The sequence below is a fragment of the Neisseria sp. HMSC055H02 genome, assembly GCF_001813335.1.
Lineage (GTDB): Bacteria > Pseudomonadota > Gammaproteobacteria > Burkholderiales > Neisseriaceae > Neisseria > Neisseria sicca_C.
In genome coordinates this window covers 1-10053 of the sequence record NZ_KV812085.1, presented here as the reverse complement: position 1 = coordinate 10053, position 10053 = coordinate 1, and the positions used below count along the sequence as shown (strand labels likewise).

The window sequence follows — 10053 nt, the reverse complement described above, 5'->3', positions numbered from 1 at the left end:
GTGCCTGTTTTGTGTCGAAACCGAGACCGACACTGTCCAATATAGCCGCGTGCCCGTGCAAATGTTCAGGAGCCAGATGGGCATACTTCTGAACCATCCCGACATTTTCCCAACCGCCCATTTCCTGCAAAGCGGCGAGCGGAACGCCGGCTTGTACCAGCCAACTTGCCCAAGTATGCCTCAGATCGTGCCATCTGAAATCGGTAATGCCTGCCTGAGACAGTGCGTTTTTCCAAATACGCGAACTGATGCTTTTCACGGGTTTGCCGTTTGGTAGAGTAAAAACAAAAGACGGGTGTTTGCCCGTCCGTTTTTCCAATATACCGAGTGCCGTCTGATTCAGGGCAACGCCGATAGCGCGTCCTGCTTTGGCTTCGTCGGCCTCAATCCATGCCGTTTGGCGTTCTAGATTGATTTGCGTCCATTTCAGCCCCAGTACATTGCTTTGCCGCAAACCTGTCGCCAAACTGAAGACCGCCATATCTGCCATATATTCCGGCAGGGCATCAATCAGCCTTTGGGCTTCTTCATGCTTCAGCCAACGGATACGGCGTTTGGCTTCACGATACAGCTTCAACTTCGGCACGTTGTCCAGCCAGCCCCATTCTTTTTCCGCCTTATTCAAAATCGCGCGGATTAAGGCAAGATAGCGGTTTTTGGTACTGTCCGAACACGTCATGCTGCCGAGGGTCTGCATGATGAAATCACGGCTCATATGGTGCAGGAAGACACCTCTGAAATGAACCAGGCAGCGCAAACGGCTGATGTCATCCCTGATGCTTTTCTTGTCCCCCATCTCTTCAATCCACCGGACTGCCGCTTCATCCCACAGCCGTTTCGGTTTTTTGTTGAAATGTTCCTGCTGCCATAATTCATGTTTCAGTTTGTCATGCAGCCTTTGGGCTTCATTTTTGTCTTTGGTGCGAGAAGATTGTCTAATTCTTTGACCGCTTCGCGTTGTGATGTCAATGTAATAGACGCCGTTTTCGCGTTTATAGATCGGCATTTTTGTTCACTCCTACTTTCGAGTGAAGCCAGCATCCGCGCATTTTCCAGTTCGGTTAAAAATGCGTCAAGTGCGGACTGCGTGATACAGTATTTCCGCCCGGGCATGGAGGCTGCCAAACGGCCGGAGCGGATGTATTCCCGTATGGTTTCGGGGTGGCATTTACAGTATTGCGCCGCTTCTTTTACGTCATAAGTTTTCATGGCTACCTCACTGTTTCATAGACCGTATAGGGGGCATTTTCCAGCAGCAGCGACAACCGCCGAACTGCCGCATAGCGTTTAATACGCGGCTCAAGTACCAAAAAATTGCTCCTGTTGATATAAAACAGCAGGCAGAGATAACCCTGCCTGTCTGTATCAATCGGAACCAGTTTGTAATGTGGGTATTGTTCCTCATGTGGGATAAACAACCTACCTACTTTTTCGGTAACAACCTTTATTCTTGATTCCGATAACATATGAATCCTATACAAATTTTGGAATAAAGAGCCCCAAAAGAATAATTGCAAAAAATATCAATGCAGCGACTAACCAAGAACGATTCATTTTAGCTACCACTTCATCAATATATGCTTGAGTTTGCTTTGCAATTTTTTGTTGAATGGAACTGGATATTCGTCCTTCGCTTTCGGACAATTCTTTGCCGTACCCTGCCAGCAGATCAGCTATAATCTGCTCCCGATAGGTTTTCAAATCTTCCGCAATCTGAACCGCTGCTTTCAGCGGTTCTTCGATTTCGGCAGTGATTTCGTCAAAATCCTGACGGGTATGGACGCGCTGCTCGGCAAACAGGGCTTTCAGACGGCCTTCCATTATCAGCAGGATGGGAATGATGGGATCGTCCGACGTCAGCTTTACGCCCGACAGGCGGAATGTTTCTGCAATAATGGCATCTACATCGGCTTGATTCATCATCACTCGCTTCCGTCTGCTTGCTGCGTTGCCAAGAACGGGACTTTATCCAGTTGTTGCCACAAATCGCGCTGTACGGTTTTCAGACGCTGGCGCGGCATCAAGCCAAATGTGTCAGATGTGATTGCTTCGGTCAGTGATAAATTTTTACTTGTCATCTCCTCCAAGTCTTTACCGAAAGTGTCGGGATTGCGGTTCGGAATATGTACGATACCTATAATTTGGTCTTTAAATTCTTTATAAACTTTAAATTGGTCAAACGGTTTCTCCTGCTCCACGTTTCCCCGAAAATCGTTCAACCACACAACAACCTCGGCTTCTAGGCTTTTCAGTATCTGTACTAACCCTGTAATGCAGTCGTTCAAAGCCTGTCCGCCCGTCAGTGGCACATGAATTACCATCCGAACATTATTCTCGGCCAACAACTCCGGAATTGAGTTCTCCGCCATATAGGACATCAACGGCACAAACGTTGCCGCGCCGTTGTCAACAATGGCTATACCTTCTTCGAATACTAATTTTTCCACCAAACCGTCAAAATTTCGCGAATTGATGGTATTGTGTTCCGTCATGATTTTAACCAGCTCGGGTTTGAAAGCCTGATGACGCAGAAAGGTTTGGTTTACAGGGTCTGTATCGAAGCAGAACATAGGGACAGGCATGGCTGCGGCGTTTTTCAAGTAGTCGGCGGTAAATGCAGCAATCGTAGATTTACCGACCCCGCCCTTACCCTGGGCAATAAAATGGACTTCCTTCATGGCATAACCTTTCGTTTGTAATGATTTTTCACAAAAAGAAACCTGCTCGCCCTTGAACAGGCTTTCGTTTGTAAAAAGGCAGCCCTCACCTATCGGAAGAGCTGCATAAACTGCTAAACATTATGCCGATGTAGAGCAGGAGTGAAATTTTCAGCGAACATCAACCCAACGGTCGCCTTGTTTCTCTTCGCCGACATAGCGCACCTTGTCGTCTGCCGTCGTCCAGCCGTGATCGAAATAAGCCTTGCAATATTGCGGTTTGTCAGGGCGAATGTAGGTTTTCTTGACCGTTTGGCAGTTGTCTTCAACAACATATTTACGTCCCAAGCTGTATTTGGTCTTCTATCCACAAACCTTTTCCAGCTTCGTATAGCGCATCATACGGTTCAACTCTTTAGCGTCGCAACGACCCGCTCCCTCCGCAATCGCGTCTGTCAAACCCGACATTTCAGCGCTTTCCGAACTTGCCGGACACATTTCTTGCCGGACACATTTTCAAAAAATTGCGCTGCGCCTTGAGCGTATCGCCCAATTTCGTGTGTCGGATCGAAAAATAACGCTTAATCGACGGCGCACACTCGCTCGGACGGTCGCCTGACGACAGACACAAAACCCGCCTCGCACGCCAAGCGAGTATCGCCCGTCAGCACATCGTCGGCAAAAGCCGCAGGAGCAGCTCCCAGCATAGCGGCAACTAGCAAACCCAAAGATTTATTCATACACATACCTTTTAAAAGACCCGCCGATGCGGGTATTGAAACCAAAGACGAAAAAAAGGATAGTCTGCGTACCCCTACGAGATTATCCAATTCTCCCAAAGCCGCCTTTGAAAGAAAGCGGCTTTTTTATTGCCAAGCAACCGTTCGAACCTGAAATTTGCGACCGTCCTGAACGATATTGACGCATAAATCTTTATTACCACGCATCAACAGGTCAACCTGCTTGGATGCAGCCTTCATGCTTTCGTAAGTGCCAATCACAATTTGTTTGACGGGCTTGCGGAGTTTCTTCATGTTGTTTCCTTTCGCTTTTAGATAAAGTGAAGGTCGTCTGAAAAGTTTTCAGATGACCTCAGAATTTAATTGCAAGGTTTCCACCTGCTCCCCGACATATTGCCGGTAGTCAGCCCTTAACGTCAGGCAGGACGTTTGATATAGTCAGGTCTCCTACAACCAACTTTATCAAAAAAGGTAAATTCATGAGAGCGCAAAAACCACCTTCAATCTTGGATGCCATCAATCAGCAACTTGAATATTTAAACGATGAAGTTGACAGCCTGTGCAGTGATGTAAGCGAATTGTCCTTTAAATTGGATATGCGCGAAAATGTTAGGATAGATGGGACAGATAAACTGTTAGAACATTCCCTCCTCCTATCGGTTTTATTGTTTCGAGCCATAAAAGAGGACAAAGGAGAATTGTTGGATATGGCAGAACAGGAACTGCATTCACTTTTGAAAACAGCAGTTGACAGCAAAACCAATCTTTCTGTTTCTTCCCGTTTTTGGCAGCGTTTGATTGATGCTTGCGGCGATACATACGACACGAGAAGCCTCAAGAGTTCGATAAAATAATGTTTATCCTCTAGCCTTTAAAATTTCCCTCAATACAGATTCAACCTCTTGTGTTGACTCCTCGATGGAAACCTGTTTCTGCCCGAAAATATTGGAGAAGAACGCCTTAATCAGCAGTTTCCGTTCTTCCTTACTGTAATCGTCTTGAGGAATCACGCCTCGCGAAATCATGCGCTCCAGCATTTCACGTTCTTCTTGATCGCAGTGGTATTCCACTGTATGGCGCAGTTTGGCATCTATGTTTGCCTTCAGTCGGACTAAGGTGTCGTTCTCTTGCTTCATTTCGTGTCTCCGTCAAAACAGGTAACTCTGATAACTACTTCCCATTCAGCTCTCGAATTCGATCTCTCAATTCTTCCATTTGTCCCTCGTCTAGGTTAATCATCTAATACCCACATACAAACAAGGGCCATAAAACTCAAGATAATAAATGGACTTGCTATAAGAAAAGTTATCAGGTTGGCCGTATATGTTAATTTGATAGTCATTGCTGAAAGCAATATACCAATTACTATTACAAGAAACTTCGTATACACAGGAATCTTCTTTTAACTTGATTTGAAATGCAGGGCTTCCACCTGCTCCCCGACCTATTCAGGGCATCGCTCAAAACGGCAAAGCGCGATAATTGCCTTGCCGCCGATTTTTACCCTCCCGTTACTGATGGTTGTTCACGGGCAAAGTGCTTGTTCACACAACATCACACACGGACGGTATCGGAACCGCTCAGTCTTTTTGCTCCGAGCCGCTGAGTTGCCCGCCGCCTTTTGTGTAGTTAGGCGGTAGAAAAGGTCGTCTGAAACCGTTTTCAGACGACCTAAAACCAAACCTGCCTATCTCAAAGCAGGTTTACTTGTCCAATGATTCAATTTTTTCCTTAAATTTCCGTTCCTGATCATAGTCTCGGCAATCCTTCATAATATCCCAGATATTTCCAAGATTTACGGGTTTGAAGGCAGTACATCTTTTCAAATTGGCCTTTTGAATTTGCGTTCCGCTTGCGGGAATGGTTTCAAAGGAATTTATTGATAAGAACGAGACAATTAGACAACAGAACATAGCCGCCAAGATACCGGAAATAAATTTGGGTAATCGTTTTACATCATCCCAGAGGGAGAGCATGAAAAAAATCCCAGAAACAGCCGCCGCAAGAAAACAGAATATCCACAACCCAATAGAAGGCAATCCATAATCATCAAAGAATAAACTCAGAATTACAGCCATAGTTCTCAACCCTCCTGAAAAAATCCCGCAAACCTACCCTCAAACTCCGCCGCGACCTCATCAATATTGTCGAAATCACTGTCTTTCCAAAGGTCGCTGCCTTTCAAATACCATTCAAACTTCCACCAGTATTTATCGGCAACACACGCCTTAGTGAAGCAGTCATCGTGATTTTCACGGTTCAACTCAAAAATTTCCTGTCCCGAGCACACATAAACCGCCGAGCAGTTTTGAAAGTGGTCGTAAATTTCCCCCGCCTTGATTTGCAGGGCTTTGATTTCATCTTCTGTCGTATTTGTCATAACGCACCTTTGAACTATAATAAACTATCTGATTATTTCGGATATACCCAAACTAAAACCCGCTTTTTGCACAAGCGGACTTGGATTTAGATACATGCTTAAAGACGGGTAGAGCCGTCTGAACATTTGGGCATGCGTCCTATCGGAATTTTCCAATAAATACCCGCTCACGGCGGGGAACATAAGAATCAAAATGTAGTTTGACCGCTTGTCCGCAGATTATCGCGGTCGCATCGGGAATACGTCCCGATTAAGAAATACCTCCGACTTGCCGCCTATGCCGGATCCCACTGGGCTACCCGGATGCGCGGCATTCTTTTTTAAAAGGCAGGTCGGATACTGCCCGCAACCGTTTGTTCGATTTTATTGGGCAAAGGCGTAATCCAATGCCGACGCGCAGGCGTACACGGCAGAATGCACTGGCAGCTTAATAAGGAGCGTCTGCTCGAACTTTGTTATCAGGTCAAAGGCGAACCAGTGCCGAAGTTTGACAGCCGCTACCATCTCGACATCGACAATTTCTGCTTTGAAAAGTGGGTTAATCTCGACCTTTGGAACGAATTCCTTAAAATGCGCGCCAAAAAAGGCAAGCACCTCAATATCAAGCAGAAAAAAATCCTGCTCAACCAGCTTAAAGACCTCAAAAACAAAAACTACGACCTCAATGCCGTAATGCGGAAATCGATTCTGAACGGCTGGGCGGGCTTCTATCCATCCGACCGTTCCCCCAACATCCCTGCGCTGCCGACATCCGAAGCGGCCACGAGCAAAGCTAAGGCGGAATACGAAGCGCAAATCAAACAATCCGCCGACCCGCCGCCCGATACAGGCGGACAGCGGAATCCCAACAATCCTAATCGTCAAAATCTCATAAATTACTACAAGAAAAAACAGTAATCATCAGGCTGTTGGCACCGCCACGCCCAAATGCTGCTCCGGCAGCTTTTTTTGCGCCCTTTGAAGCGGGAAAGGTCGTCTGAAAGGCGGTTTTGCCTGTTTTTCGGCGCAGATTGGGTTATGTTTACCTGTTTTTCCGTCCCGACTTCCTTTTTTTACCCAAATCAGATGATAAAAAACCGCTTTTTTTGCTGAAATAAGTAATTGAAAATACTGTGTTTGTACATATTGGACAAAGAACATTGGCTTTTGAGGACAGAGAACTTTGTCCGTATAGGACGGCCTTTATACAAAGACCACGATCACAGATCACTATCAAAAAATATTACAGGCGGCCGCCTGATTGTTTTTTGTGCAATTTTTGATGGATGTAGATAGATATTGGCGTTTGGACGGATATGGGAGTTTTTGAGGAGGGGATATGTACAGGTTTTGTGGATAAATAGCTAGAAATATGTACAGGTTTTCTGTACAATTAATTATGTTGCTTAATGGAGATACAAAAAATGGACTATGTAATCAGCTACACCGCAGCCCGTGAGGATTTGGCGCAGGTTATGACCAAAGTGTGCGAAGACCAAGTAGTAACACATATTACGCGCCGGAACGGCGGGAACTGTGTCTTGATGTCTGAGGAAGAGTACAGCTCTATTATGGAGACGCTTTACCTGTTCGGAAATCCTGCCAATGCTGCACGTTTGGAACACTCACTGGCTCAGGCAGAACACGGGGAATTTGTAGAGGTTGATCTGTGATGAAGCACCGTTTTACCGCCGATGCCGCCGAAGATTTAGCTTATTGGAAAAAGCACGATGCCAGGAAAGTTGAACGGATCAAGTTGCTTTTGGAAGATATTAAAGCCAACCATCCGAAGGGTATTGGTAAACCTGAACTGCTACGTCATCAAAAATCGGGATTGTGGTCGCGCAGGATAGATCGGGAACACCGTTTGGTTTATTCGGTAGAAGAAGATACGGTAACGGTTTATGCCTGCCGATACCATTACGAACGCTGAAACAGTTTGTTGACTTTGAGGCCGTCTGAAAATTCAGACGGCTTTTTTTATATGTACTCCGAAGCATTGATCTGATTCTGCCAATTGAATTTGTCTTCGCCTGATTTCCCGGAGGAGGTCTGATCCGGGTTTTCTGTCTTTTGACGTTCATTTTTTTTCAAATGATTTAGAGATAAGGACAGTTTTTGAGCTTCGGTTTTGCTTTTTTCCGGCTGGTTGCTTTGCTCCGTTCGTAAGCGTGTTTTGACAAACCAGTTGATCGTCGTCAGTCCGACTTCGAGGCCGTTTTCTTTCAAAAATTGCTGAATCTGTTTTTGAGAAAAACCTTTTTGTTTGAGCAGCAGGATGTCGGATTTGAACGGCTCCAATTTGGAACGCCGTCCGTTTTCTTCCTGTGCGCTGATGAAGTCCTTTACAGAAACACCCATATCTAACACCAATCTAATTTTAATCTACTACTAACCTAATGATAATTTACTTATAAGCGAATAAAATTCAATAATAACCTAATTAAACCTATAAATCAATCTAATATAAATCTAATTTATCAATCATATGTAATCTATTTAAATCTATTAATGACCCATATCAATCTAACTTTAATCTAATATTAATCTATATGAATCCAACAATAATCTAATAATGATCCAATAAACATCCCCATCCGCTCATATCATTCCCTCAAAAAGGGATATTTCTTTAGTACAACACCAAATTCAACTACAACGCAGGATAGGCAACGTGTGCCAAAAACAGGGTGGTTTTACCACCCTGATTCCGCCCAAAAGGGCGGAAACGCCGCAGAGCGGCTGAAGGTTTGAAACAACCATCGGGGGCAGCGGCCGCCGTGTTGTTGGTTGATGTCTAAATTTCAAAGCGCAAAAAGTCCAGACCAAGACAAGTGTCTTTGCACGGCTTCCACCTTTTCCACCACGCCGCAGAGGGCGCACCGGACAAAGATAAAAGCCGCACAAAGCCAGTCTGGACTTTTTGCGCTTTGAAATTTTTTACGACATCACAACACGGCGGCCGCTGCCCCCGATAGTTGTTTATTTATGAATGAACATTTATGAAAGGATTATCAAATGGGACTTGATATGTACGGCTACACCATGAATGCCGAGTTTGTCGGCGACCGTCAAACCGATGTGAATGTGAGTGAAGATGAACGCGATGAAGCAGAACTGAATCAATTTGCGTACTGGCGGAAGTTTAACCATCTACATGGCTGGATGGAAAAACTATATCGGCAAAAGGCGGCAAAGCCGATGTATTTAATTGTTGCACTGTACGCCTAGAACTTGAAGATTTGGAACGGCTGGAAGTTGATTTAAATGATGAAAAACTAGAACACACGCCGGGCTTTTTCTTTGGAGACTCGCAAATCTATCCCGATGACATTACTGAAACCAAAACCTTTATAGCGAATGCGCGGTTAGCGATAGCTGAGGGGCGAGCAGTTTTCTATGACAGTTGGTGGTAATGGCATTTAAACGGTTTCGGGCGGCAAAGGTCGTCTGAAACCTTCGGGAGCAAAAAATGGATAACACGGTTAAAGAGCTGAAAAAACTTATTTATTCATTCGGTGCGGCGTATAAGCCGTCTGATGTTTTTCGTGATTTCGTAGAGCTGGCAGCCCTTGCGATTTTTAATAGTTATATGCGGGATGATGATTGGGAAATACGCGAGGAGCGATACCACACTTTCCGCCGAGAATATAAAGAAGAGGCTTTTAAATTTTTCCTGAGCTGTTGGGCGTTTTAGCTTCAGGCTGCATTAGAGCGGTGAACGTCGGAAGCTACGAAGATTTTTGGGTGAGCTTTATATGGACTTGGGAGCATCAAACGAGCGTAACGGGCAGTATTTTACGCCGATGGCTGTATCAAGAGTGATGGCAAAACTGACGGGAATCGACACGGCGGAGAAACTGGAGAAACAAAGATTTGTTTCCTTGCTTGAACTATGTTGCGGCAGCAGTGCGAATCTGCTTGCCTTTGCGGAACATATCGCCGATAGCGGAAAAGTTCCAACTTTGCATATGGCGACGGTTGCGGTGGATATAGATGTTTTGTGTGTGTGGATGTGTTTTGTGCAATGTCATTTTTACGGTATCCCTGCAAAAATCATACATGGAGACAGTATAAAAAACGAATTTCATACGGCATGGCGGACGGTGCATTGGTTGCGTGGCGGTTTTGAAGACGATATGAAAGCCGAAATTGAAGCCGACAAAAAAGCCGCTTTCAACGCAAAACAGCACGGCCAAGACGAAACGAAGATAACCGCCCCCTTATTGACATTGGAAGAACAGTTGGTTTTGTTTTAAAGAAAGACAGAAGAGTGATGATTCAAGAAGTTAAAGAA

The 10053-nt window shown here is 45.2% G+C and carries 20 protein-coding genes and 1 pseudogene; 8 read left to right on the top strand and 13 right to left on the bottom strand.

From position 1 onward, the window contains the following. From HMPREF2907_RS04075 to HMPREF2907_RS12875, 8 genes and pseudogenes are all read right to left on the bottom strand, one after another. Positions 1-964, bottom strand: a 964-nt coding sequence (locus tag HMPREF2907_RS04075; protein WP_318259011.1) for a tyrosine-type recombinase/integrase, incomplete at its 3' end; no start/stop codon positions are given. Continuing rightward, positions 880-1209 (bottom strand): helix-turn-helix domain-containing protein, encoded by a 330-nt coding sequence (locus HMPREF2907_RS11700; protein WP_083310669.1) that lies wholly within the window; start codon positions 1207-1209, stop codon positions 880-882. The genes HMPREF2907_RS04075 and HMPREF2907_RS11700, both read right to left, overlap by 85 nt. Before the next feature lie 2 nt (positions 1210-1211). Then, positions 1212-1466 (bottom strand): lipopolysaccharide heptosyltransferase, encoded by a 255-nt coding sequence (locus HMPREF2907_RS04070; RefSeq protein WP_070680332.1) that lies wholly within the window; start codon positions 1464-1466, stop codon positions 1212-1214. A gap of 7 nt (positions 1467-1473) precedes the next feature. Further along, positions 1474-1923 carry a hypothetical protein gene (locus HMPREF2907_RS04065; protein ID WP_070680329.1) on the bottom strand — a complete coding sequence of 150 codons (450 nt, stop codon included), beginning with the start codon at positions 1921-1923 and terminating at the stop codon, positions 1474-1476. Beyond that, positions 1923-2678 (bottom strand): P-loop NTPase family protein, encoded by a 756-nt coding sequence (locus HMPREF2907_RS04060; protein WP_070680328.1) that lies wholly within the window; start codon positions 2676-2678, stop codon positions 1923-1925. The genes HMPREF2907_RS04065 and HMPREF2907_RS04060 overlap by 1 nt, the downstream gene beginning before the upstream one ends. A gap of 150 nt (positions 2679-2828) precedes the next feature. Further along, positions 2829-3125, bottom strand: a pseudogene (locus HMPREF2907_RS13505) (TrbM/KikA/MpfK family conjugal transfer protein). 1 nt (position 3126) lies between these two features. Further along, entirely contained in the window at positions 3127-3288 is a 162-nt protein-coding gene (locus HMPREF2907_RS13500; RefSeq protein ID WP_318259007.1) for a TrbM/KikA/MpfK family conjugal transfer protein, read from the bottom strand. A gap of 235 nt (positions 3289-3523) precedes the next feature. Next, positions 3524-3691, bottom strand: a complete 168-nt coding sequence (locus HMPREF2907_RS12875) for a hypothetical protein (protein ID WP_168165196.1) — start codon at positions 3689-3691, stop codon at positions 3524-3526. A 185-nt stretch (positions 3692-3876) separates the two neighbouring features. Here HMPREF2907_RS12875 and HMPREF2907_RS04050 point away from each other — a divergent pair, with 185 nt between their 5' ends. Further along, entirely contained in the window at positions 3877-4251 is a 375-nt protein-coding gene (locus tag HMPREF2907_RS04050) for a hypothetical protein (protein ID WP_070680327.1), read from the top strand. 3 nt (positions 4252-4254) lie between these two features. Here the strand turns inward: HMPREF2907_RS04050 and HMPREF2907_RS04045 are convergent, their stop codons facing one another. The 3 genes from HMPREF2907_RS04045 to HMPREF2907_RS04035 all read right to left on the bottom strand — a co-directional run bounded on the left by HMPREF2907_RS04045 (position 4255) and on the right by HMPREF2907_RS04035 (position 5777). After that, entirely contained in the window at positions 4255-4533 is a 279-nt protein-coding gene (locus HMPREF2907_RS04045; RefSeq protein WP_070680326.1) for a hypothetical protein, read from the bottom strand. A gap of 567 nt (positions 4534-5100) precedes the next feature. Beyond that, positions 5101-5475: a hypothetical protein gene (locus tag HMPREF2907_RS04040; protein ID WP_070680324.1), complete on the bottom strand. Its 375-nt coding sequence runs from the start codon at positions 5473-5475 to the stop codon at positions 5101-5103. 5 nt (positions 5476-5480) lie between these two features. Beyond that, the gene (locus tag HMPREF2907_RS04035; protein ID WP_070680321.1) at positions 5481-5777 is read right to left on the bottom strand and encodes a hypothetical protein; all 297 of its coding nucleotides are present in this window, start codon (positions 5775-5777) and stop codon (positions 5481-5483) included. A gap of 366 nt (positions 5778-6143) precedes the next feature. Between HMPREF2907_RS04035 and HMPREF2907_RS04030 the strand changes: the two genes are divergently transcribed. After that, on the top strand, positions 6144-6674 hold the full coding sequence (locus HMPREF2907_RS04030) for a hypothetical protein (RefSeq protein WP_318259006.1): 531 nt from the start codon (positions 6144-6146) through the stop codon (positions 6672-6674). Between the two features lie 3 nt (positions 6675-6677). On the opposite strand, the gene HMPREF2907_RS04025 is transcribed toward HMPREF2907_RS04030, so the two are convergent. Next, positions 6678-6917, bottom strand: a complete 240-nt coding sequence (locus HMPREF2907_RS04025; RefSeq protein WP_070680318.1) for a hypothetical protein — start codon at positions 6915-6917, stop codon at positions 6678-6680. A 263-nt stretch (positions 6918-7180) separates the two neighbouring features. Here HMPREF2907_RS04025 and HMPREF2907_RS04020 point away from each other — a divergent pair, with 263 nt between their 5' ends. Together HMPREF2907_RS04020 and HMPREF2907_RS04015 are read left to right on the top strand one after the other, a co-directional pair. Next, a complete protein-coding gene (locus tag HMPREF2907_RS04020; protein ID WP_318259005.1) occupies positions 7181-7429 on the top strand; it encodes a type II toxin-antitoxin system Phd/YefM family antitoxin in 249 nt (82 codons plus the stop codon). Next, positions 7429-7689 (top strand): Txe/YoeB family addiction module toxin, encoded by a 261-nt coding sequence (locus HMPREF2907_RS04015; RefSeq protein ID WP_070680312.1) that lies wholly within the window; start codon positions 7429-7431, stop codon positions 7687-7689. The genes HMPREF2907_RS04020 and HMPREF2907_RS04015 overlap by 1 nt, the downstream gene beginning before the upstream one ends. 47 nt (positions 7690-7736) lie before the next feature. Here the strand turns inward: HMPREF2907_RS04015 and HMPREF2907_RS04010 are convergent, their stop codons facing one another. Then, positions 7737-8126, bottom strand: coding sequence for a hypothetical protein (locus HMPREF2907_RS04010; RefSeq protein ID WP_141754404.1), 390 nt, complete (start codon positions 8124-8126; stop codon positions 7737-7739). A gap of 648 nt (positions 8127-8774) precedes the next feature. Between HMPREF2907_RS04010 and HMPREF2907_RS13495 the strand changes: the two genes are divergently transcribed. Genes HMPREF2907_RS13495 through HMPREF2907_RS04000 form a run of 4 tightly spaced genes read left to right on the top strand, consistent with a single transcriptional unit; the run spans position 8775 to position 10015 of the window. After that, the gene (locus HMPREF2907_RS13495; RefSeq protein WP_318259004.1) at positions 8775-8987 is read left to right on the top strand and encodes a hypothetical protein; all 213 of its coding nucleotides are present in this window, start codon (positions 8775-8777) and stop codon (positions 8985-8987) included. Between the two features lie 11 nt (positions 8988-8998). Then, positions 8999-9172, top strand: a complete 174-nt coding sequence (locus tag HMPREF2907_RS13490) for a hypothetical protein (protein ID WP_318259003.1) — start codon at positions 8999-9001, stop codon at positions 9170-9172. Between the two features lie 56 nt (positions 9173-9228). After that, positions 9229-9453: a hypothetical protein gene (locus HMPREF2907_RS13485; protein ID WP_318259002.1), complete on the top strand. Its 225-nt coding sequence runs from the start codon at positions 9229-9231 to the stop codon at positions 9451-9453. Positions 9454-9499: 46 nt separating this feature from the next. Further along, positions 9500-10015, top strand: a complete 516-nt coding sequence (locus HMPREF2907_RS04000; RefSeq protein ID WP_318259001.1) for an N-6 DNA methylase — start codon at positions 9500-9502, stop codon at positions 10013-10015. The last annotated feature ends 38 nt before the right edge of the window (positions 10016-10053 follow it).